This is a genomic window from Duganella sp. P38 (genome assembly GCF_050859475.1).
Lineage (GTDB): Bacteria > Pseudomonadota > Gammaproteobacteria > Burkholderiales > Burkholderiaceae_D > Rugamonas.
In genome coordinates, this window is sequence record NZ_CP193936.1 from 450,242 (window position 1) to 471,666 (window position 21,425).

Consider the following 21,425-nt stretch of genomic DNA (forward strand, 5'->3'; position numbering starts at 1 on the left):
AACAGGTGCAATCTTGACCGAGCAACACAAGAAAAGCAGTCTGGCGGCGCTGACGCTGGCCGCGATCGGTATCGTCTACGGCGACATCGGTACCAGTCCCCTCTATACCCTGAAAACCATCTTCGATCCCGAGCACGGCCTGGCGCTGAGCGAAGCCAACCTGCTGGGCATCATTTCGCTGATCTTCTGGGGCCTGACCATCATCGTCTCGCTCAAGTACGTGACGCTGGTGCTGCGCGCCGACAACCGCGGCGAGGGCGGCATCATGGCGCTGATGGCGCTGGCGCTGAATTCGGTGTCGAAGGCGGCGCCGCGCTGGCACTTCCCGCTGATGCTGCTGGGCGTGTTCGGCGCCACCATGTTCTACGGCGACAGCGTGATCACCCCGGCCATCTCTGTGCTGGGCGCGATCGAGGGCCTGGAGGTGGCCGCGCCGGGCCTGGAACAGTACATCGTGCCGCTGACCATCATCGTGCTGATCTCGCTGTACGCCATGCAGCGCCACGGCACCGCCGGCATCGGCCGCTTCTTCGGCCCGGTCATGGTGCTGTGGTTCGCCGCGCTGGCCGTCATGGGCGTGATCAACATCGTCGAGGCGCCGCAGATCCTGGCCGCGCTCAATCCCTTCCACGCGCTGCGCTTCATGTATGAAAACCGCATGATCGCCTTCGTCGCCATCGGCGCCGTGGTGCTGGCGCTGACCGGCGCCGAGGCGCTGTACGCCGACATGGGCCACTTCGGCAAGAAGCCGATCCGCGCCGCCTGGTTCATGATCGTGTTCCCGGCGCTGGCGCTGAACTACCTGGGCCAGGGCGCGCTGCTGCTGATGCACCCGGACACCGTCGACAACCCGTTCTTCCACCAGCTGGGCGACTGGGCGGTCTACCCGCTGGTGGTGCTGTCGACGGCGGCCGCGGTGATCGCCTCGCAGGCCACCATTTCCGGCACCTTCTCGATGACCAAGCAGGCCATCGCGCTGGGCCTGCTGCCGCGCATGCGCATCTTGCACACCTCGGCCAGCGAGATCGGCCAGATCTACATCCCGGCCGTCAACTGGCTGCAGCTGATCGTGGTGCTGCTGGCGGTGATCGGCTTCGGCTCGTCCGACAAGCTGGCCGGCGCCTACGGCATCGCCGTCACCGCCACCATGCTGGCCACCACCGTGCTGACCTTCTTCGTCATCCGCTACCGCTGGCACCTGCCGCTGGCGCTGTGCATCGGCGCCACCGGCATGTTCCTGACGCTGGACATCGCGCTGTTCTCGGCCAGCACGCTGAAGCTGTTCCACGGCGGCTGGTTCCCGCTGCTGCTGGGGGTGGTGCTGTTTACCGTCATGCTGACCTGGAAGCGCGGCCGCCAGCTGGTGTTCGAGAACCTGCAAAAGCACGCGATTCCGCTGGAGGAATTCCTGTCCTCGCTGTTCGTGGCGCCGCCGACGCGCGTCTACGGCACCGCCATCTTCATGCGCGGCGAGAGCGACGGCGTGCCGCACGCGCTGCTGCACAACCTGTCGCACAACAAGGTGCTGCACGAGCGCGTGGTGTTTGTCACCGTGCACATCGTCGAGGAGCCGTATGTGCCGGAGGCCGAGCAGGTCAGGATCACCGACCTCGGCCACCAGTGCTACCAGCTCAACATCTACTACGGCTTCAAGGATGAACCGGACATTCCGCGCGCGCTGCAGCAGTGCGAGTGCATCGGCCTGCCGTTCGAGATGATGGAGACCTCGTTCTTCATCGCCCGCCAGACGGTGATTTCGGCGCCGGGGCAGGGCATGGCGACCTGGCGCGAGCACCTGTTCGTGGCCATGTCGCGCAACGCGCGCGGCGCCGCCGACTACTACCAGATTCCGCCCAACCGCGTGATCGAACTTGGCACGCAAGTGGAAATTTGAAGACAAAAATATGTAACTGAATGTAGTGCCGGGAGCGGAAGCGTTGACGTCTGCTAAACTTCTGCGCCGGGACTACCGAATACGAATACTCATCAAAGGTAAATATGAAAGCGATGTTGCAACTTATCGTTGCTGCGGCTTGCGCAGCAACCCTGGTCGCCTGCGGCGGCGGCGATAAAACCCCGGTCGAAGTGGTCGTGGCGCAGCCGGCCTACAAGCTGACCGAGACCAAGGTCGGCACCGGCGACCTGGTGGCGGCGGCCGGCGACACCGTGACCATCAAGTACAACGGCTACCTGTATGACGCCGCCGCCACCGCCAACGGCAACCGCGGTGCCAAAGTCATCAGCACCTACGACAGCAACCTGACCTTCACCTACACGGTCGGCGTGGGCGCCGGCTCGTTCACGCCGAGCACCGGCGCCGGCGCGTTCGGCGTCGGCGTCGGCGCCGGCTGGGACCAGTCGCTGATCGGCATGCGCGCCGGCGGCAACCGCACCGCCATCCTGCCGGCCAACCTGGCCTATGGCGCCAACACGCGCGACGCGGTAACGGTCAATGGCATCACCTACCCTGCGATCACGGCCAACTCGCCGATGGTGTTCGACTTTGAAATGGTGAGCATCTCCAAGGCCGTGTATATCCCGACCACGCCGCCGCCAACTGTCACCACCATCACCGAGGTGACTGTCGGCACCGGCGCCACCGCCACTGCCGGCAAGGCTGTCACCGTGCGCTACACCGGCTGGTTGTACGACGGCACACGCTCCAACTTCAAGGGCACGCAATTTGATACCAATACCAGCTTCGGGTTCACCGTCGGCACCGGCGTGGTCGCAGGCTTCAGCACCGGCGTGACGGGCATGCAAGCGGGCGGCAAGCGCACCGTTATCATTCCAGCCTCGGAAGGCTATGGCACGGCGGGCAGCTCGTCCGGCGCGGTGCCGGCCAATACGGCGATGGTGTTTGACATCGAGCTGTTGACCGTGCAGTAAGCGGCGCGGCGCAAAGAAAGGCAGCTTCGGCTGCCTTTTTTATTCGCGCAGCGCGCGCGCCGGGGCGATGCGCAAGGCGGTCCAGGTGTGGCGCGCGGTGGCGATGACTACTACCAGCACGGCCAGCGCCACCGCCGCCGGCGGCGCCCAGCCGGCCAGCGGCGCACGCGCGGCAAACGGCGCCAGGTAGCGCGCGATCGCCAGCCAGGCCGCCGGCAACGCCAGCAGCGCCGCCGCGCCGGTCAGCAGCACGAATTCGCGCCCGACCAGTCGCGCAATCGCAGAAGGGCCGGCGCCATGCAGCTTGCGTAGCACAATCTCGCGTGCGCGCCGCTGCACGCTGTGCGCCGCCAGCACGTAAATGCCGAATGCCGCCAGCACCAGCACCACCATGGTGGCGCAGGCCAGCAGGTGCGCCAGCCGCACGTCGTCGGCATATGCTTGCGCGTGGTAGCTGGCCACCGGGCGGATCGACACCGGCTGTGCCGGATAATGACGCTGCCAGATGGCGGTGATGGCCGGCTCCACAGCGGCGCGCGCGCCGTTCAGGCGCACCGTCAGCAGGCCATTGTCGCGCAATACCGTGTACATCAGCGGCCGCACCGGGTCGCGCAAGGTTTCCCAGCGTATTTCCGGGACCACGCCGACCACGCGCAGCGCGCTGCCGTTGATGCGCTGGCCCAGCGCCTGCTGCGGCGAGGCCCAGCCGAGCGCCGTCACCGCCGCCTGGTTCAGCAGCACGTTTTGCTCACCTTCCGCCGCTTGCCGCTCGCGCGCGTCGAACACGCGGCCGGCCAGCGCCGGCACGCCATACACCTTGAAGAAGTCCGCCCCGACCATCTGCAACGACAGTGCCAGATTGCTGCCGTCGTTGCGCAGCACGGTGGTGCTGCCGCGCGTGCCGGTGTGGTCGTCACGGCCGGGAATGTTGCCGCTCCAGCTGACGGCAACGACACCGGGCACCTGCGCCACTGCTTCGCGCAGCGCGTCGGCCTGCGGTCCGCTGGCCGGCGCCAGCATGTCGACCGCCAGCAATGGCGTCGGATCGAAGCCAGGCGACGCGGCTGCGGCAAATTGCGTCTGCCACAGGATCGCCAGCGCCACGCTGCCCATGCCGATGGCGGCGCTGAACTGAACCGCCGTCAGCACGCGGCGCAGCCATGCGCCGCCAGGCGTATCGCCGCTGCGCTGGGCCAGCGTGGCGCGCATATCGACGCCGCGCGCCAGCCAGCCCGGATAGGCGCCAGCCAACGCGCCCACCAGCGCGCCGAACCCCAGACAGGCCGCCACCGACTGCGGTGTGAACAGGTCGTCGAGCTGCCGTTGCAGCAGTTCGGCGGTCACTGGCAACAGCAGCCATGCCAGTAGCACTCCGACGCCGGCGGCGGCGGTGGACAGCAGCAGCGCCTCGCTCATGAACTGCATCAGTAACTGCCGGGTGCCGGCGCCCATCACACGGCGTACAGCGATCTCGCGCTGGCGGCGCATGGCGCGCACCGTGGCCAGGTTGACGTAGTTGACCACCGCCAGCAGCAGGATCAGCAAGCCTGCCGCGCCGAGCGCCAGTACCATGCGCATGTCGCCGCGCGGGCCGGTGCCCATGGTATTGGCCACGCTGCGGTCGAAGTAGGCGTCGGCCAGCGGGCCAAGCGCGACATCGACCATCTTGCGCTTGGCTAGCGCGGCCTTCATCTCCGGCGTGGCCAGGCTGTCCCACGGCGCCTTGTCGATCACGCCTTGCAGCATCCGCTGCAGCGCTTCCGGGCTGGCGCTGGTCTTGACGTAAATGCGGCCGGCAATGCCCATCCAGTTGGATAGCGCCTCGCGCCGCTCGCGTTCCGACCACAATGCCGTGCCGGTGCCGACCAATATGCCGAACTGCATGGTGCTGTTGGACGGCCGGTCCGGCAGCACGGCCCGCACTTGCAGCGTTTGCGTATTGAGCATGATGACGCGGCCTAGCGCCTCACTGGTGCCGAACAGCTGGCGCGCTGCCTGCTGTGTCACGGCGACGCCGTCAGGCAGCGTCAGCGCCTGTTGCAGATTGCCCTGCAAGGCACGCAATCCGGCGATCTGCTCGAAAGCCGGATCGACGGCGGTAAACTCCACCATGCGCACCACGCCCTGCTGATTCAGGCTCGCCTGGTTGGGCCACCAGACGCTGGCCTGCAACGGCAGGCCGCTCTGCAAGGCCACGTCGCGCAGCGCAAACGGCGTGTACTCCATCCACTGCGGCTGCGGAATAAAGTTGAGCCGGTGCTTGATGATGTACACCTGCTCGCGCTGCGGCACATCGCTGTCGTAGCTGAACGAGTAGTGCACAAAGCCCATCAGCAAAAAGCAAACCGCAAAGCCGACCGCGAGGCCGAGCAGCTCCACCGCGGAACCCAAGGGATGGCGCCATAGCAGGCGCCATGCAAAGCGAAAATTCAGCATGGCTCAATCCTTCAGCGCGAGTATCGGCGGCATGCGAACGGCGGTCAGCGTATGGCGCGTGGTGGCGATCAGCGCCACCAGCATCGCCAGCAGCAGCGCGGCGGCCAGCGTCCAGCCGCCGACCGGCGCGTGTTCGGTGTAGCCGGCAAGGTAGCGCTGGGTGGCGACGGCCGCCAACGGCAGGCCGATCGCCGCACCGGCGCCCACCAGCAGCGAGAACTCGCGCGCCAGTCGCAGCGCGATGTCTTTGCGTCCCGCGCCGTGCAGCTTGCGCAGCACGATCTCGCGCCGGCTGCGCTGCACGCTGTAGGCAGACAGCACGTAAATGCCGAACGCCGCCAGCGCGATCGCGGTAACGCTGGTGATGGCAAGGATGCGCATCAATCGCGTATCCGCCGCGTAGCGTTCCGCCAGTATCGCTTGCTGCGTCTTGATTTCCAGGATGTCGTTGGGGAAGCTGCGCCGCCATGCCGGTTCGATCAAGCTGTACGCCGCATCCACGCCGACGGCGGTGCGCAGCATCACCACGCTGCCAGGCCGGGCGCGGTAGATCAGCGCCTTCGGCGCGGAATGCAGGCCCTGGAAGCGCACCTCCGGCGCGATGCCGATGATCTGCGCACCGCCCGGCGGCAATGCCTGGCCTACGGCTTGCTGCGGCGTGGCGTAGCCCAGCGCCGTCGCCGCTTCCGCGTTCAGCATCACGCCGCCGACATCCTTGTTGTCGAGTGGATCGAGGCGCGGGTTGAAGGTTTTGCCGTGTAGCGCGCGCAGGCCGTTGGCCTCGAACCAGTTGGCGCTGACGAACTTCGCCTCCATCGGCATCTCGCCGCCATCCCTGCCGGCGACGACGTTGGTCAGCTTGATGCCGTCGCGCCCCACCGCTTCGGATATGGTGGAGACGCTGTCGATGCCGGGCAGCCGGCGCAACTGATCGATGAAGGCCTGGCCTTGCGGCTTGTCGCCCGCATCGAACGGCAGGTCCAGCACCAGCAGGCGACTGGTATCGATGCCCGGCGAAGCATGGGTGGCGTACCAGGTTTGCCACGCCACCGCCAGCGTGCCGGCGCTGAGCGCCATGGCGCTGCCGAACTGCAGCACGGTCAGAACGCGGCGCAGCCATAGGCCGGCCACTGTCTCGCTGTTGCCGCGTCCCGCCAGCGCGGCGGCGGGACGTGCACGGAGCGCCAGCCATGCCGGATAAGCCCCGGCGCAAACGCCGATGACGATGCTGAAGCCCAGCGCGGCCAGGCAATGCAGCGGCGTGAAGATACCGTCCAAGCGGCGGTTCACCATGTCGGCGAAGGTCGGCAGCAGCAGCCACGCCAGCATCAGGCCAATGCCGGCCGCCAGCGCGGCGGTCAATACCGCCTCGCTGAGGAACTGGCGTATCAGCTGGCCGGTGCCGGCGCCGAGCAGCTTGCGCAGGCCGATCTCGCGCTGGCGGCGCAGCGTGCGCACGGTGGCCAGGTTGACGTAGTTGATCGATGCCAGCAGCAGGATCAGCAGGCCCCCGGCCGCCAGTCCGAATACGCTGCCGCGCCGGCCGTAGCTGTCGCCGGCGCGGCTGGCAGCCAGGTCTTCGTCGAAGTAGGCGTCGCGCAGCGGCAGCAGGCGTATATCGGCGACATTGCGGCCGTTCAGGCGCTTGCCCATCGAGCCGCTTTTCATGCGCTGGTTGAAAGGATCGCGCTCGCCGGCTTCCTGCAACAGCGTCGTCAGCGCATCAAGCGAGCCGCTGGACTTCAGCTTCATGAACAGCATGGCGCGGGTCGGCTTGGTGAACGCGGTCCCGCGCTCCGGCCACGCGCTGCTGGCGGTGCCGACCAGCGCCTCGTATCGCAGGCTGCTATTGGCCGCCGGATCGGGCAGCACGGCGCGCACCTGCAAGGTCACGTCGCCGGCCTGCACGCTTTTGCCCAGCGCCGCCTGTGCGCCGAACAGCCTGGCGGCGCCGCTGCGCGTCAGCGCCAGGCCGTCGGGCTGCGTCAGCGCCGCCTGCAAATCGCCTTCGATGGCGCGCACGTTGAACAGGGTGCGGAAGGCTGGATCGGTGACGCGCAAGTCCAGTGCACGCAGCTCGGCGCCGGCGCGCAGGCGCACATCAACGTCCTTCATCATGATCGATTCCTCGACCATGCCACTGTCGCGCGCCACGTCGCGCAGCGACAGCAAAGACATCAGTTGCCAGTCCGGCCGTGGGAAGACGTTGATGCGCTGCTTGACCGCTACCACGCGGTCATTGTCAGGGATGCTGCTGTTGTAGTTGAGGCAGTATGCCACGTAGCCGAACAGCAGGAAGCAGGCGGCGAAGCCCACCGCCAGTCCGCCCACCACCACCAGCGAGTAGGCCGGCTGCTGCAACAGCAGCCGCCAGCCGATGCGGAAGTCGCGCATCATGCCGCCCGCAGCGCGTCGACCATGATGCGGCCATCCAGCAGGTTCAACGTGCGCGAGGCTTGCGCCGCGTGGTCTGGCGAGTGGGTGACCATCACCACCGTCGTGCCTTCGGCGTTGATGTCGCGCAGCAGGCGCATGACTTCATCGCCGTGGGCGCTGTCGAGATTACCGGTCGGCTCGTCGGCCAGCAGCACGGCGGGGCCGGACACCAGCGCGCGCGCGATCGCCACCCGCTGCTGCTGGCCCCCGACAGCTGCGAAGGCCGATGGCTGGCGCGGTGGCCGACACCAAGCTTGTCAAGCATCGCCGTCACACGCTCGCGCCGCTGGCGCACCGGCGTGCCGTTGTATTCTAGCGCCAGTTCGACGTTTTCAAATACCGTCAGCTCTTCGATCAGGTTAAAGCTCTGGAAAATGAAGCCGATGCGGCCGCGCCGCAGCTTGTTCAGTTGCGCCTCGCTCCAGCCGGCGATGTTCTGCCCCTCGAACCAGTATTCGCCGCGCGTCGGCACGTCCAGCAGGCCGAGGATGCCGAGCATGGTCGACTTGCCGCAGCCGGAAGGGCCGGTGATGGCGACGTATTCGCCCGCTTCGATTTCCAGGTCGATGCGGTCGAGCGCCGTGGTCTGGATTTCCCCTGCCTGGTGAACTTTGCTGATGCCGACGAGTTTGAGCATATGCGTGTGCCTTTTGGTGAATGGATAAGAGGTTACTGCGTAATCTGCAAACGTGGTGAATTTCCGTAAGCGGCATAGCTGGACAGGATCACCCTGTCGCCGGCTTTCAGGCCGTCCAGCACTTCGATCTGGCTGTTGCTGCGGCGGCCGGTACGCACCGCGCGCCGCTGCGCTCCGCGTCCGTCTTCGTCCAGCGCATACACCCAGGCGCCTCCACTGTCGTTGATGAAGGCGCCGTTCGGCAGCAGCAGCGCGCTCGCCGGCTCGCCCAGCGTGATGCGCGCGTCCAGGCTCTGGCCGGGATTGAGCACCGGCGGCTGGCCTTCGGTGAACACCATTTCGACAGTGAAGCGGCCGTCCTTGATCTGCGGGTAGATGGTGCTGATGTCGGCGGCGTAGCTGCGGTCCCCCTGTTTCACGCTGCCGTGGCGGCCGACCGCCATGCGGTTCAGGTAGTACTCGTCCACGCTGGCGGTGAGCTTGAAGCGCGCAGGATCGTCGATGCGGCCAATGTTTTTACCGGTGGCGATCGACTCGCCGATCTGCAGGCGGAAATTGGTCAGGCGGCCGTCCGCCGGCGCCCGCACGGCCAGCGCGTCGACCGTGGCGGAAACCAGCTTGAGGCCCGAATTCAAGCCCTGTATCGAGCTTTCCAGCTGCTGCTCGGCGCTTTGCCGCACCGTGGTTTCAGCGGCGTTGGCGCGCTGCTCCTGGCTGTAGGCGCGCGCCTGCTGCGCCAGGCGGTCTTCCGATTCTTCCAGCGCCACGGTGGAGATAAAGCCCTGTGCGGCCAGCTTGACGTTGCGCGCGTGCTGCTTGTGCGCCTGATCGAGCGCGAATTGCAGGTCGTCCAGACGGCGCTGGTGGTCGCTGGCGCTGGCCTGCTGCGCCACGCGCAGGTTGGAGAGATTGAAGATGCTGACCGAATGTTCGTACTGGCGCGCCAGCAGTTCCAGGTTGCGTTGCGGGTTGGAGATGCGGAACAGCAGCTGGCCTTTTTCACCAGCGCGCCATCGGCGGCGAATACCTCTTCCACGCGGCCCGATTCCACCGCGTCGAGAATGATGGAGTTCAGCGGCTCGGCGTTGGCGCGCACGATCACCTCGTCGACGAACACGCCGCGCGCGACCTGGCCGATGCGCAGGTCGGCGCCGTCGATTTGGAGGCCGCGCGGCATCCACGCCCACAAGGCATAGGCGACAGCCGCCGTCAGCGCCAGCGCGGCGGCGATGAGCGAGATGCGCCTGCCGCGCTGGCGCGGCACCACCGTGTCCATGTCGGCGCCGCTGGCAGGAAGGTGCGGCGGCGCGGCCTCAAAATTTTTTTCGATGTGCATGAGGGCCTTACTGCAAACGCTGTGCCATGCTGAAAACGGCGGTATTGGGTGCGCCCCTCGTCCAAGTGTTCATTTCCGGACAGTGGCTGCTGTTCGCTAGCGGACAGCAGCCGGAAGTGGGCGTTTACAGCGCGGGAACGGCTGTTAGAATGTTTGCATGTCCGCCTATATTTTGATTCTCGATGATGATGCCGATGTCGCCACCGCCGCGCAGTTGCTGCTGCGCCGGCGCTATGGGCAGGTAGCCACCCTGAACGATCCGGCTGGCTTGCCTGCGCTGCTGGCGCGCGGCGTGCCGGACGTGGTGCTGCTGGATCTGAACTTCACGCCGGGGCGCATCAACGGCGCCGAAGGCCTGGCGCTGATGGACATGCTGCGCGCGCAGGCGCGCCCGCCGGCGGTGATCGCCATGACCGCATATGCCGACGTGCCGCTGGCGGTGGAAGCGCTAAAGCGCGGCGCCGGCGATTTCATCACCAAGCCGTGGGATAACGCGCGGCTGATCGCTGCGGTGGCTCAGGCGCTGGCGCGGCGTGAGGCCGCGCGCGGTGGCGGCGCCGGCTCGCCGGAGCTGATGGGCGAGTCGCAGGCCATGCGCGAGCTGAAGGCCTTGATCGCCAGCGTGGCCCCGACCGAGGCGAATGTGATGGTGCTGGGCGAGAATGGCGTCGGCAAGGAACTGGTGGCGCGCGCGATTCATGCGGCGTCGCGCCGGGCCGCCGGCACCCTGCTGGCGGTGGATATGGGCGCGCTGCCGGAATCGACTTTCGAGAGCGAGTTGTTCGGCCATCGTAAAGGGTCTTTCACCGATGCGAAGGCGGATCGCGCGGGGCGCTTCCAGGCGGCGCGCGGCGGATCGCTGTTCCTCGACGAGATAGGCAATATGCCGCTGGCGGCGCAGGCCAAGCTGTTGACGGCGCTGGAGCGGCGCGAGGTGACGCCGATAGGCGCTGACAAGCCGGAGGCGATTGATGTGCGCATCATCAGCGCGACCAATCTGGAAGAGGCGCGGTTGTTCGATCCGTCGGTGTTCCGCGCGGATTTGCTGTTTCGCCTGAATACCATCGTGCTGCGCGTGCCGCCGCTGCGCGAGCGGCGTGAGGATGTGCCGCTGCTGTTGCGGCATTATCTGCAAATCTACGAGGCGCAGTACCAGCGGCCTGCACGCAACGTCGCCGCCAGCGCGATGGATGTGTTGACGCGGCACGAGTGGCCCGGCAACGTGCGCGCCTTGCGCCATGCTTGCGAGCGCGCTGTGATCCTCGGCCAGGGGAGCGAATACGTCAGCGCCGATTTTGGTCTTCCCACCGCCCTGCCGATTGCCCGGCCGGCCGCCCCTGCCGCCGCCACGGTCGCAGCTGACGCCGCCGCCAACGCGGCCTCTCCTGCCGCCGTCACGGTCGCAGCTGGCGCCGCCGCCAACGCGGCCTCTCCTGCCGCCGTCACGGTCGCAGCTGGTGCCGCCGCCGCCGCGACTTTCGCCGGTGCCGCCATGCATGCCGGCGCACCTCCCGGCGCGACCTCGCTCGACGCCATCGAGCGCGCGGCGATTGCATCGACGCTGGCACAATTCAACGGCAACATCAGCCACGCCGCGAAAACGCTGGGCATCAGCCGCGCGGCGCTGTACCGCAAGCTAGGCAAGCATGGCATCTGAGCGTGCGCTCAAGCTGGGCGTGGCCGCCGGTGTCGCCGGTCTGATGGCGCTCGCCATCGCCGCCGACCTGCTCGCGCCAACGCCCGAGCCGCGCCGCATCGTTCTGTGTGGCCTGCTCGCCCTCGCGCCGGCAAGCCTGGTGTGGCAATGCCTGCGCCGTCTCGCCCCGCGCGCCCCGCGCATGGAAAGCCTGATGCACTGCGCAGCTTATCCCGCTGCCACGACACCACCGACAGGAGCGAATGGCGACACCTCAGACACGCCGCGCGCACTGTCCGACACCATCCTCGCACTGGAGGCCCGGCTCGAACATGCACCGATCGCGCTGTTTCGCATCGAGCACGCGACAGGCGCCGGCGCCGTCGTCCCGCTCAACGCCAGCGCGCGCCGGCTGCTGGCGCCCGGTCGCGCCATCGCCCCGCAAGAGCTGAACCAACTGCTGTCGGCGCAAGCGGCGGGACAACGCCAGCTGGTCAGCTTCGACACCGAACGTGGCGCCGAACGCGCGCTGGTCGCCGTCTCCGTGCTCACCGTGCGGGGCAGCGCCCAGCGTCTCGCCGCGCTGATGCCGGTGGAAAGCCAGTTGGAAGCCGAAGCCCTCAACGCCTGGCGCGAACTGGTGCAAGTGCTGACGCACGAGATCATGAACTCCCTGACGCCGGTGGCCTCGCTGTCGCGCACTGCCTGCGGCCTGCTGGAAGAAGCGCAGAACGACCTGCCGGCCGACATCCACGCGGACCTCGACACCGCGCTCGACGCCATCGCCCGCCGCGCCGCCAGCCTGGTCGACTTTGTCGGCAGCTACCGCAGCCTGTCCACCGTGCCGCAGGCGCAGCCGCAGCGGGTGCTGCTGGAACAGATGTTTGAACGCCTGAAGGCGCTGCTGGAGCCGCAGTGGCGCGGCAGGCTGGCCTTTTCGGTCGAACCGGCGTCACTGGAAGTGATGATCGACCCGGGCCAGCTGGAACAGGCGCTCATCAATCTGTTGAAGAACGCCGCCGAAGCGGCCACGCAGGCGCAAGTGAGCGCGCGCCTGAGCCGGGGAGGGCGCCTGCGCATCGAGGTATCGGATAATGGCCCCGGTGTGCCGGAAGCGCTGGCGGCGCACATCTTCACGCCATTCTTCTCGACCAAAAAACAGGGCAGGGGCATCGGCCTGGCGATGGTGCGCCACCTGGTGCACGCCAACGGCGGCACGGTGCGCTACGCGCGGCCGGTCGGCGCCGGCGCGCGTTTCATCCTCACCTTTTAACGCACCATATCGACGTGCATGATGCCGTCTTCATCGTAAGGCGCGGTCACGGTCTGGAAGCCGAAGCTGGCGTAGAATTTTTCGAGGTGCGCCTGTGCGCCGATGCGGAAGCGCTGGCCCGGATGCAGCCGTTCGGCCAGCGGAATCGCCTTGGCCACCAGCTCCCGGCCGACGCCCGTGCCGCGGCCCGCCTGCGTGGTCAGCACGCGGCCCAGCGACATCTCGTCGAACTTCACGCCCGGCGGCACACAGCGCAAATAGGCCACCAGCGTGCGCACGCCGTCGATGTCGCGCCAGCCCATCAGGTGATGGCAGAGCGGATCGCAGCCGTCGATGTCCGGATACAAGCAAGTCTGCTCCAGAATGAAGACCGCCTGCCGCTGGCGCAGCACCTCATACCAGTCCGTGCGCGGAATATCGTCAAAGGCCAGCCATTGCCAGTCAATCATGGTTCGTCTCGTTCGGCATCAAAACGCTGATTGTATGTGAAAAAGGCCGGCGCCTCCGAGAGGGGCCGGCCTGTGACGGTGCTGACGCGATTAAACGATGGTCAGGGTCACGTCGATATTGCCACGGGTGGCGTTCGAGTAAGGGCACACGATGTGCGCTGCGTCGACCAGTTTCTGCGCGGTTTCGCGATCCAGGCCTGGCAGCGAGATTTTGTGCTCAACCTGGATGCCGAAGCCGGTCGGGATAGGACCGATGCCCACCGAGGTTTCCACCGACAGATCGGCCGGCACGGCGATCTTGTCACGGCCGCCAACGAATTTCATCGCGCCGATGAAGCAGGCTGCGTAGCCCGAAGCGAACAGTTGTTCAGGGTTGGTGCCGTCGCCGCCGGCGCCGCCCAGTTCTTTCGGGGTGCTCAGTTTCACGCTCAGTTTGCCGTCCGTCGAAGCGGATTGGCCTTCGCGGCCGCCGGTGGTTTTAGCTTGTGCGGTGTACAGTACTTTTTCGAGCGACATGATAAATCCTTTCAGTGAGTGGTTGACTAGCTTGTCTAATCTACTACAGTTTGCGCTGTTTGCAGCGCCCATGTACACACTATACATAGCACGCGATTTAATAGCAAGCTATATTTGTAAGAAAATGTGACAGGCGCACCGAGCAAGTTATCGCGCTATTCCTCACAAAAATAGTCCCTGACACGCAATAAAACGCGCTAACAATCAAATATAGTCGCTAACAACATAATGCCAACAAAAAACACAGCAATCCAATCAGAGAAAAATTCGCAACTTAGTTCTTTCCACGGACATCTTTTCGATTGGATGCCTGGAGAGACGCTGTATGGCCTGCTATCGAGGCATCATCGATCCCCCAGGCCTAAGATAGGCTCGGTGGGAGCCAAAGCATTTCCTGTAGAACTTTAAAAATGTCGCCAAGATAACATTTTTATCTTGATGAAAATTACGCGGAATGTCACAGAGAGGCGATGCGGAAGTCTCTACTCAGCAATTACGCTAAGCCCCTCAAAGTAATATTCCCAACGCCGTAGGTGGTGACTACCTGAAATGTCTTGCTTGAATATGAGTGTCGATGTTGTCCAAGTTATCCATGCATGGTGTCTGACGAGGTGATGCACGCCCTCATTTCAAAGAAAAATTTCATCACAAACAGAATTTTCACTTATGAATATGTTTTTATAAAAGAAATATTGACAAAAATAGTTTCCGGTGCGAAAGTGTGTTTAATGCCATTTAGTAAATTCATTATGATATTTATTTCGAATTTTGACTCGCGTTATGAGATTTTCAATGGCAGAGGTTATTTGAATCTTAGGAGAAAGAAATGTTTGAGTTAAGTGTTCAACAGCAAGAAGCGGTTTCCGGCGGTGGCAAGGAGCAGGTCGTTATCAAGGTAGTCGAAGGGGCTATCGTCGCCGCTGAGGTCGCGAAGGCTGCCATTGAGTACGTTAATAGCAGCAACGCCGCCGAAAAGGCTGCGCAAGAAAAGGCGGCTCAGGCTGCTGCTGCGGCGGAAGCCAAGCGCTTACAAGAAGACGCGGCGCGAAGGGAACAAGAGCGACTGGACGATGAGTGGTACGAACGCCGGTTGCAGGAGCTGCAAAACAAGCGTTCGGAAGAGTTCTATTCCGACTTCGACAGCTATGCCGGCGGTCCGGACGTTGATATTGACTTCGGTGACTTTTGGGGGGCAGTGGCGGTGGTGGGGGTGGTCGTGAAGTAGCGGAAGATTCTTACTCTTCCTGGGCCTGACCAAGCAATCACTGTGTGACCCGATCATGCAGCTATGGCCGCTGATGGGAAAGAGGTCCTGCCATCTGGCCAGACCTCTTTGTTTTTAAAAGGAATATAAGTGCCCAAAGACTCCGAACTCTTCAGGAAAGAGGTATTTCAGTCAGAGAAATACGAGCACGGTGATGTGGTATTGGTGTACCCGATATCAAATTACATGATGATGGTCGGTGCTTTTATCTTGCTTCTCGCAATAGTTGCCTTTATCTCAGTCGGAGAATATACGCGTCATGTCAGTATCAGCGGCGTTCTCGAACCTGCTGTGGGTGTGGTCAAGTTGCAGGCAAACCAAAACGGTGTCCTCAAGAGGTTGCGGGTACGCGAAGGGCAGGTAGTACATAAAGGGGATATACTGCTCGATTTCGAACTTGAACATGTGGATGCAAACGGTCATGTCGCGGAAGCTGATATTGATCGCACCCTTGTTAAGCAGCTGGAAGCATTGCACAGAGAGCGAAATGGCACAGCGCAGCTCAATGAAATTGATATAGCTAAATCCAGGCTCAATTTGACTGCGCTGGAGGATGGCATACGTTCGCTTCAGGCAGAGTTCAAAACTCAAGAGCAGCGCGTGCATTCAGAGGAGACGGCATTGGCACGGTATCAGCAACTGCATACCGCTGGCTTTATGTCGCAAATACAGGTTCAACAGAAGCAGAATGAAGTGCTCGATCAGCGTTTGCGTTTGCAATCCATGCAAACGAATATCGCCAATACGAGCGCAGATATTGATCGCCTTCGTATTGAGCTAAGTAGCGGACCGTTAAAAGGCCAGGTCGCCAGGGATCAGATCGATCGTGCGATCTCAAACGTGGAGGCAGATCTGACAAAGCAGCAGATCAATCGGGTGTGGAGCGTTGTTGCCCCATGCGATGGCGTGGTCACGGCGCTGGCCATTTCATTAGATCAGCACGCTACATCAGGCAATCCGCTGATCAGTATCGTTCCCAGCGACAGCAAGCTACAAGCGACACTGTATGCACCGAGCCGCTCCATTGGTTTTTTACAATATGGGCAGGCAGTGGAAATTCGCCTGGATGCATTTCCTTACCAAAAATTTGGTGCAGTGGCCGGACGTGTATTGGCCATCGCTGAAACGCCACTGACTGCTCAAGAACGTCAGGCTGGCACACGACTGGCGACCAGCATCAATGCCAACGAGCCGGTCTATACGGTGCAGGTTGAGCTGGGTCAACAATGGATCTTCGCCTATGGGGAACAACAAAAGCTACGGCCGGGCTTTCAACTGGAAGCTGATATTCAACTTGATACTCGACGGATCTTTGAGTGGATACTTGAGCCGCTGTATAGCTTGCGTCGTGCGTGAAACATCGCTGACAGGTTTTTAAATGAGTTTTCTTAGACAGATAAAATTTGGGTTCGGTAAGCATCTACCGGTGGTATTGCAGTCAGAGTCTTCGGAATGCGCATTAGCTTGCATTGTGATGATCATGAATTATCACGGCAACGGTATTGATATTGCCGAGCTACGCAAGCAATTCTTGGTATCGCTCACGGGCGCAACATTGGCCAGCATGAGTGAGTTCGTCGCACGTGCAGGTATGACGTCACGCTCACTGAGGCTGGACTTGGAAGAGTTGGGACACTTGCAAACTCCAGCTATTTTGCATTGGGATCTGAATCATTTTGTCGTCTTGAAAGGCGTTCACGGTAAATCGGTACATATTCATGATCCGGCATATGGGGCGTTGAAACTGTCCGTCACAGAGGTCTCGCAGCGTTTCACGGGTGTTGCGCTTGAGCTAGCCCCCAATCTTCAATTCAAACGTCAGGCGGCCAAGCCTCCCATCGAGCTTCGGACATTGATCGGGCGTGTTGTGGGCTTGAAAAGGGGACTGATTCAGTTGCTCGGGCTGGCGGTGGTCCTTGAAGCTATTGCTTTGGGAATGCCTTTAGTGTCGCAACTGATTACTGATGAGGCGATCCTGGGCAGAAACACAAATCTTCTGAGCCTACTTGCTTTCGGACTCGTCGGTCTGGGTATCTCCAGTGCTGTGATCGGGGCAGTGCGCAGTTGGATTGGCATCTACATCAGTACGAATTTCAATTTGCAATGGATGTCCAATATTATGGGGCGCTTATTGAAGTTGCCCGTAGAGTATTTTGAGCGGCGGCACGTCGGTGACATTGTGTCCCGATTCGGCGCCGTTAGAACGATTGAACATGGAATAACCAGCGCTACGATTGAGGCCTTGCTTGACGGCATGCTGGCGATCGGAACATTGGCGATGATGCTTCTTTATAGTCCGTCGCTCGCAGGCGTAACGTTGTCCGCTGTCACGATCTATGGCTTGCTGCGGTGGTGGCGCTATGGTGCTGAGCGCGTTGCGACTATCGGTACGATTGCCAAAGAAGCGAAAGAACAGACCTACTTTCTGGAGACCGTTAGAGGGGCACGCAGCATTAAAATGTGCAACCGAGAGAACGAGCGGCGTGCGGCATGGATTAATTTAAGCGTGGATTCGGTCAACGCGCGTCTCGTCACCCAGCGTCTGGCTTTGGTATTCGGAACCAGCCGCTCCTTTATTGAAACGATTGAGCGTGCATTGGTATTCTGGCTAGGCGGTAAAGCGGTTATGAACGGACAGATGTCGTTAGGCATGCTTTTCGCGTTTATTAGCTACAAAGAGCAGTTCTCGTCGCGTGTCAATACACTGATAGGACGGGTAGTTGATTTCCGCATGCTGGGAGTGTCAGTCGAGCGTTTGGCGGATATTGTCCTTACTGCGCCAGAAGAAATGGCTTTACAGCAGCGTCCTGAGATACCGGACGACCTGACTTTGCGTTTTGAGAATGTCGACTTTCGCTACTCCCAAGACGACCGCTATATCCTGCGCGAGATGCGTCTGACTGTGCGACCCGGCGAATGCATCGCTGTGATTGGCCCATCGGGATGCGGCAAAACGACCTGTTTGAAGATTTTGCTGGGCATACTCCGGCCGGCAAAAGGGAAAATTACCTTAGGTGGGCTATCGATTGAACAGCTGGGTTTGCGAAATTTTCGGAGTGTGATCGCGACGGTCATGCAAGACGATCAGCTATTTGCCGGAACGATATTCGATAACATCGCTTTTCTTGACCCAAAACCCGATCGCGAATGGGCACAGCAATGCGCCGAGGCTGCATGCATACACGATGAGATTCGTGCCATGCCGATGGGCTACTACACCTTGGTGGGCGATATGGGGAGCGTGCTGTCAGGTGGGCAAAAGCAGCGAATTCTCTTGGCACGCGCGTTATATCGACGACCTAATATCCTTGCATTAGATGAGGCGACCAGCCATCTGGATCTCAACAATGAAGCAAAAATTGCGCAAGCGATCGCCAGTTTGAATATCACGCGCATCATGATTGCGCACCGCCCGCAAACCATTGCGATTGCGGATCGTGTCCTGCGGCTCGATAACGGTATCTTGGTGGATGTCAGCGGTGAACTCTCTACCAGAAAATTGCATAAGCCAGTTGTCGCAGCATCTGATTGACTCTTCCACCAATATTCTAGAATTGCCATTTTCTATGTTTCAACGTCTTTATACTCGCATGTTCTTTATTGCAGTTTGTGTGACGGCCTCATGTTCATCCGCACTGGCAATTGACACACAACCTGTTACCCCTGCCGAAAAAGAAAAACTGCAATATCCGTCGCTGGCTATGATGCCCGCAAAGTCTCGTCATTTTTTGCAGCTTGGTCTAAACACCAAACTTTCCGCTCAGGAAATCGGAACTTTGCTTAATACGTTCGAGCGAGATCTGAGCGAAATTTACTCGCAACTAGGTAGTGTTGTTTCACCGTTGGAGAAAAAACAGTACTCACCGATGCGGAGAGCGCTATGCTGACCACCAGCCTGCGGCTAGCGGGTGCGCGGATTATTACCGCCACTCAAACAGCGTTGAAGCCGGTGGGGCTTTCGGAGGCCGAGTTGTCGCAATTGCTGCCGACTTTTTACTACTTCAGCACAGAGACCAAGCTGTCGATAAGAAAGGAGTATCCCGATACCAACAAGGATACGCGCGCGGAAGTCATCATGCCGCAACCATTGCCGCTGCTGTACTTCTTCGCCGGCTTCTCACGACGCGCTGACGTCTACATCGATATCAAACCCGACAAGCGGGTGATCGGAAATAGTTTTATCGTAAATTTTCCTGCTTACTACATTAGCCGATCTGGAAAAGAAGAACTTGCAGGCATGCCGGATGATCTAAGTCGCTTCCTGGAAAATCCCGCTTTTGAAGATGTCGTTCCAACGCTCTACGACCTAAGCATACAGAAATTTCAGATAGTGCGACTGGGCAAGTCAGCGGCATACACGCTCAATGGAGCAGAGGGGAACTACGATACGTATGGGATGATTGATTTGCTCGATGGTCAAGACAGGATATTCCTCTACGAAGATAACATTCGTCATCGCACCCGACGGCTAGGTGAAAAATGGCGTCAGTATCTGCAAAACAGCGTTGAGATTCATGAGCTGATGCATGCCTTGCGTCGCACGCGTCAACCGGTTTGTGCGGATGACATAGACAAACGCGTTGTGGCACTCAATCTCGAAGAGGCGCAGGCGGAGGCGGCTTCGCTCGCTGTGTTGGCCAGCGAGCGACATCAATCGCTGAACTACGTTCTGTATATCAAAAGACGCACCGGCTGGAGTAACCCGCCCCATCTGATCTATGATGATTTTTATCGCGGAATTCTGACAGTAGTGTTGCAGAGAAGATTCATAACTTTACGTGCACGGGCTGCGTCGAGCTCAAGCTTTGCGACAAGTGACATCCCCAAGTTTTTCCAGCTCATTTCGTCATCCGTTGATTCCGCCAAATCGACTACACCAGGCTCCATCAGCTTGGGAGCCTTGAAGATCGGGCGGAAAGATGCTGGCATTATCATTGCGGATATAGACCGTCTAGAGGCGGCTGATCGAATGGAATTGCTATTCGATGTCACGCCAGAAGACGTACTCGATGAGGCACATGAGGCACTTGTTAGGGTTGTGCAGCTAGAGAAACGCCTTTGTCAATAACGGTCCCTCTGACTAACCTCCGGCCTTTGGAATTTTGTTTTATGGCCTACTGATGGTAAAGCGACTGCAGGCACAGTGAATCGCCCCGGGTTTGAAGGAGGCTCCAACATTTGAGAAAATGGAGCCACCATGAAAAAATCAGTCCGATATTCCCCCGAAGTGATGGAGCGCGCCGTGCGCATGGTCCAAGAGGGCGGCAGCGAGTACGAGTCGCAGTGGGCGGCCATCACGTCCATCGCAGCCAAGATAGGCTGTACCTCCGAAACTCTGCGCCGTTGGGTGCGCCAGCGTGAGCGTGACACGGGCCAGCGTGAAGGCACCACAACGGCCGAAAGCGAGCGCCTCAAGGCGCTGGAGCGCGAGAACAAGGAGCTACGCAAGGCGAATGAAATCCTGCGTCTGGCGAGCGCGTTTTTCGCCCAGGCGGAGCTCGACCGTCGCTTCAAATCGTGAGACAGTTCATCGACCAGCACCGCCAAGCGTATGGGGTCGAGTCGATTTGCAAAGTCCTGCAAGTCGCCCCGTCCGGCTACTGGCGTTACGCCGCGCAGCGGTGCAATCCCGCTTTGCGCAGCAATCGTGCGAAGAGTGACGAGGTGCTGGCCTCTCAAATTGAACGCGTCTGGCAAGCCAACATGCAGGTCTATGGTGCCGAAAAGGTCTGGCGCCAACTGCGGCGCGAAGGCACCGAAGTTGCCCGCTGCACCGTTGAGCGCTTGATGCGCCGCGCCGGCCTGCGCGGTGTGATGCGGGGCAAGGTCGTGAAGACCACGATCGGCAATGCGGCCGCACCTTGCCCGCTGGACCGGGTCAACCGCCAGTTCAAGGCACAACGACCCAATCAACTGTGGGTGTCCGACTTCACCTACGTCTCGACTTGGCAAGGCTTTGTCTATGTGGCCTTTGTGATTGATGTCTTTGCCCGGCGTATCGTGGGCTGGCGCGTCAGCAGCTCCATGCGCACCGACTTCGTTCTGGATGCCTTGGAACAGGCGCTGTACGCACGCCAACCAGAACGTGATGACGCCTTGATTCATCATAGCGACAGGGGCTCGCAATACGTCTCCATTCGCTACAGTGAGCGCCTGGCAGAAGCTGGAGTTGAGCCTTCTGTGGGAAGTAAGGGCGACAGTTATGATAATGCGTTGGCCGAGACCATTAACGGGCTGTACAAGGCAGAACTGATACATCGCCGTGCTCCCTGGAAGACGCGCGCGGCCGTCGAGCTGGCGACGCTAGAGTGGGTGACCTGGTTCAATCATCATCGGTTGCTCAAACCGCTTGGCTATATACCGCCGGCCGAAGCTGAGGCAAACTACTACCGACAACTTTCCGAGCAGGTTATTTCGCCTGACTCACACCAATCGGCCTCCTAAATTTCCGGGGTGATTCAGAAAAAGCTGCTCAAGTGGCGCGCCTGCGCCAACGCGTGCAACTTGCCGGTGCACGCCGGCAGGGCGCAGGCAATGGTCGACGACGATCGTT

General features: G+C 61.3%; 17 protein-coding genes and 1 other annotated feature. Of the genes, 11 read left to right on the top strand and 6 right to left on the bottom strand.

The window, feature by feature from the left end; genetic code table 11:
* Window positions 1-13: 13 nt before the first annotated feature.
* Both ACRQ5J_RS02095 and ACRQ5J_RS02100 read left to right on the top strand, forming a co-directional pair.
* Window positions 14-1,894 carry a potassium transporter Kup gene (locus tag ACRQ5J_RS02095; protein ID WP_432380930.1) on the top strand — a complete coding sequence of 627 codons (1,881 nt, stop codon included), beginning with the start codon at window positions 14-16 and terminating at the stop codon, window positions 1,892-1,894.
* A gap of 104 nt (window positions 1,895-1,998) precedes the next feature.
* The gene (locus ACRQ5J_RS02100; RefSeq protein ID WP_432380931.1) at window positions 1,999-2,889 is read left to right on the top strand and encodes an FKBP-type peptidyl-prolyl cis-trans isomerase; all 891 of its coding nucleotides are present in this window, start codon (window positions 1,999-2,001) and stop codon (window positions 2,887-2,889) included.
* Window positions 2,890-2,928: 39 nt separating this feature from the next.
* Here the strand turns inward: ACRQ5J_RS02100 and ACRQ5J_RS02105 are convergent, their stop codons facing one another.
* The 4 genes from ACRQ5J_RS02105 to ACRQ5J_RS02120 all read right to left on the bottom strand — a co-directional run bounded on the left by ACRQ5J_RS02105 (window position 2,929) and on the right by ACRQ5J_RS02120 (window position 9,291).
* Window positions 2,929-5,325, bottom strand: coding sequence for an ABC transporter permease (locus ACRQ5J_RS02105; protein ID WP_432380932.1), 2,397 nt, complete (start codon window positions 5,323-5,325; stop codon window positions 2,929-2,931).
* 3 nt (window positions 5,326-5,328) lie between these two features.
* Window positions 5,329-7,722, bottom strand: coding sequence for an FtsX-like permease family protein (locus tag ACRQ5J_RS02110; RefSeq protein ID WP_432380933.1), 2,394 nt, complete (start codon window positions 7,720-7,722; stop codon window positions 5,329-5,331).
* A gap of 91 nt (window positions 7,723-7,813) precedes the next feature.
* Window positions 7,814-8,398: an ABC transporter ATP-binding protein gene (locus ACRQ5J_RS02115; RefSeq protein ID WP_432380934.1), complete on the bottom strand. Its 585-nt coding sequence runs from the start codon at window positions 8,396-8,398 to the stop codon at window positions 7,814-7,816.
* A 32-nt stretch (window positions 8,399-8,430) separates the two neighbouring features.
* Window positions 8,431-9,291, bottom strand: coding sequence for an efflux RND transporter periplasmic adaptor subunit (locus tag ACRQ5J_RS02120; RefSeq protein ID WP_432380935.1), 861 nt, complete (start codon window positions 9,289-9,291; stop codon window positions 8,431-8,433).
* Window positions 9,292-9,324: 33 nt separating this feature from the next.
* On the opposite strand from ACRQ5J_RS02120, the gene ACRQ5J_RS02125 reads away from it, so the two are divergent.
* The 3 genes from ACRQ5J_RS02125 (at window position 9,325) to ACRQ5J_RS02135 (ending at window position 12,643) form a co-directional block, all read left to right on the top strand.
* The gene (locus tag ACRQ5J_RS02125) at window positions 9,325-9,594 is read left to right on the top strand and encodes a hypothetical protein (RefSeq protein WP_432380936.1); all 270 of its coding nucleotides are present in this window, start codon (window positions 9,325-9,327) and stop codon (window positions 9,592-9,594) included.
* A gap of 297 nt (window positions 9,595-9,891) precedes the next feature.
* Window positions 9,892-11,391, top strand: coding sequence for a sigma-54-dependent transcriptional regulator (locus ACRQ5J_RS02130; protein ID WP_432380937.1), 1,500 nt, complete (start codon window positions 9,892-9,894; stop codon window positions 11,389-11,391).
* Entirely contained in the window at window positions 11,381-12,643 is a 1,263-nt protein-coding gene (locus ACRQ5J_RS02135; protein WP_432380938.1) for a sensor histidine kinase, read from the top strand. The genes ACRQ5J_RS02130 and ACRQ5J_RS02135 overlap by 11 nt, the downstream gene beginning before the upstream one ends.
* Here the strand turns inward: ACRQ5J_RS02135 and ACRQ5J_RS02140 are convergent.
* Window positions 12,640-13,092, bottom strand: coding sequence for a GNAT family N-acetyltransferase (locus tag ACRQ5J_RS02140; RefSeq protein ID WP_432380939.1), 453 nt, complete (start codon window positions 13,090-13,092; stop codon window positions 12,640-12,642). The two genes, ACRQ5J_RS02135 and ACRQ5J_RS02140, sit on opposite strands and share 4 nt — an antisense overlap.
* Before the next feature lie 90 nt (window positions 13,093-13,182).
* On the bottom strand, window positions 13,183-13,608 hold the full coding sequence (locus ACRQ5J_RS02145) for an organic hydroperoxide resistance protein (protein WP_432380940.1): 426 nt from the start codon (window positions 13,606-13,608) through the stop codon (window positions 13,183-13,185).
* An 826-nt stretch (window positions 13,609-14,434) separates the two neighbouring features.
* On the opposite strand from ACRQ5J_RS02145, the gene ACRQ5J_RS02150 reads away from it, so the two are divergent.
* The 6 genes from ACRQ5J_RS02150 (at window position 14,435) to ACRQ5J_RS02175 (ending at window position 21,316) form a co-directional block, all read left to right on the top strand.
* Window positions 14,435-14,833: a hypothetical protein gene (locus tag ACRQ5J_RS02150; RefSeq protein ID WP_432380941.1), complete on the top strand. Its 399-nt coding sequence runs from the start codon at window positions 14,435-14,437 to the stop codon at window positions 14,831-14,833.
* A 129-nt stretch (window positions 14,834-14,962) separates the two neighbouring features.
* Entirely contained in the window at window positions 14,963-16,228 is a 1,266-nt protein-coding gene (locus tag ACRQ5J_RS02155; RefSeq protein ID WP_432380942.1) for an HlyD family secretion protein, read from the top strand.
* A gap of 22 nt (window positions 16,229-16,250) precedes the next feature.
* Window positions 16,251-18,404 carry a peptidase domain-containing ABC transporter gene (locus ACRQ5J_RS02160; RefSeq protein ID WP_432380943.1) on the top strand — a complete coding sequence of 718 codons (2,154 nt, stop codon included), beginning with the start codon at window positions 16,251-16,253 and terminating at the stop codon, window positions 18,402-18,404.
* Window positions 18,385-18,759, top strand: a complete 375-nt coding sequence (locus tag ACRQ5J_RS02165; RefSeq protein WP_432380944.1) for a hypothetical protein — start codon at window positions 18,385-18,387, stop codon at window positions 18,757-18,759. Before ACRQ5J_RS02160 ends, ACRQ5J_RS02165 begins: the two co-directional genes overlap by 20 nt.
* Window positions 18,753-19,940, top strand: a complete 1,188-nt coding sequence (locus ACRQ5J_RS02170; protein WP_432380945.1) for a hypothetical protein — start codon at window positions 18,753-18,755, stop codon at window positions 19,938-19,940. Before ACRQ5J_RS02165 ends, ACRQ5J_RS02170 begins: the two co-directional genes overlap by 7 nt.
* Window positions 19,941-20,069: 129 nt before the next feature.
* Window positions 20,070-21,316 (top strand): IS3 family transposase gene (locus ACRQ5J_RS02175; protein ID WP_432380946.1). Its coding sequence is split into 2 segments (ribosomal slippage): window positions 20,070-20,358 and window positions 20,358-21,316, totalling 1,248 coding nucleotides; the frame shifts between segments, so codons are not numbered across the junction.
* Window positions 20,348-20,464, top strand: a sequence feature (AL1L pseudoknot). (Overlaps the previous gene by 117 nt.)
* Window positions 21,317-21,425 lie beyond the last annotated feature (109 nt).

Bases quoted from the DNA above. Each gene is read 5' to 3' on its own strand.
- ACRQ5J_RS02100 (WP_432380931.1), top strand. From the start codon at position 1,999: ATGAAAGCGATGTTGCAACTTATCGTTGCTGCGGCTTGCGCAGCAACC.
- ACRQ5J_RS02105 (WP_432380932.1), bottom strand. From the start codon at position 5,325: ATGCTGAATTTTCGCTTTGCATGGCGCCTGCTATGGCGCCATCCCTTG.
- ACRQ5J_RS02110 (WP_432380933.1), bottom strand. From the start codon at position 7,722: ATGATGCGCGACTTCCGCATCGGCTGGCGGCTGCTGTTGCAGCAGCCG.
- ACRQ5J_RS02115 (WP_432380934.1), bottom strand. From the start codon at position 8,398: ATGCTCAAACTCGTCGGCATCAGCAAAGTTCACCAGGCAGGGGAAATC.
- ACRQ5J_RS02125 (WP_432380936.1), top strand. From the start codon at position 9,325: ATGTTCGTACTGGCGCGCCAGCAGTTCCAGGTTGCGTTGCGGGTTGGA.
- ACRQ5J_RS02130 (WP_432380937.1), top strand. From the start codon at position 9,892: ATGTCCGCCTATATTTTGATTCTCGATGATGATGCCGATGTCGCCACC.
- ACRQ5J_RS02135 (WP_432380938.1), top strand. From the start codon at position 11,381: ATGGCATCTGAGCGTGCGCTCAAGCTGGGCGTGGCCGCCGGTGTCGCC.
- ACRQ5J_RS02140 (WP_432380939.1), bottom strand. From the start codon at position 13,092: ATGATTGACTGGCAATGGCTGGCCTTTGACGATATTCCGCGCACGGAC.
- ACRQ5J_RS02145 (WP_432380940.1), bottom strand. From the start codon at position 13,608: ATGTCGCTCGAAAAAGTACTGTACACCGCACAAGCTAAAACCACCGGC.
- ACRQ5J_RS02150 (WP_432380941.1), top strand. From the start codon at position 14,435: ATGTTTGAGTTAAGTGTTCAACAGCAAGAAGCGGTTTCCGGCGGTGGC.
- ACRQ5J_RS02160 (WP_432380943.1), top strand. From the start codon at position 16,251: ATGAGTTTTCTTAGACAGATAAAATTTGGGTTCGGTAAGCATCTACCG.
- ACRQ5J_RS02170 (WP_432380945.1), top strand. From the start codon at position 18,753: ATGCTGACCACCAGCCTGCGGCTAGCGGGTGCGCGGATTATTACCGCC.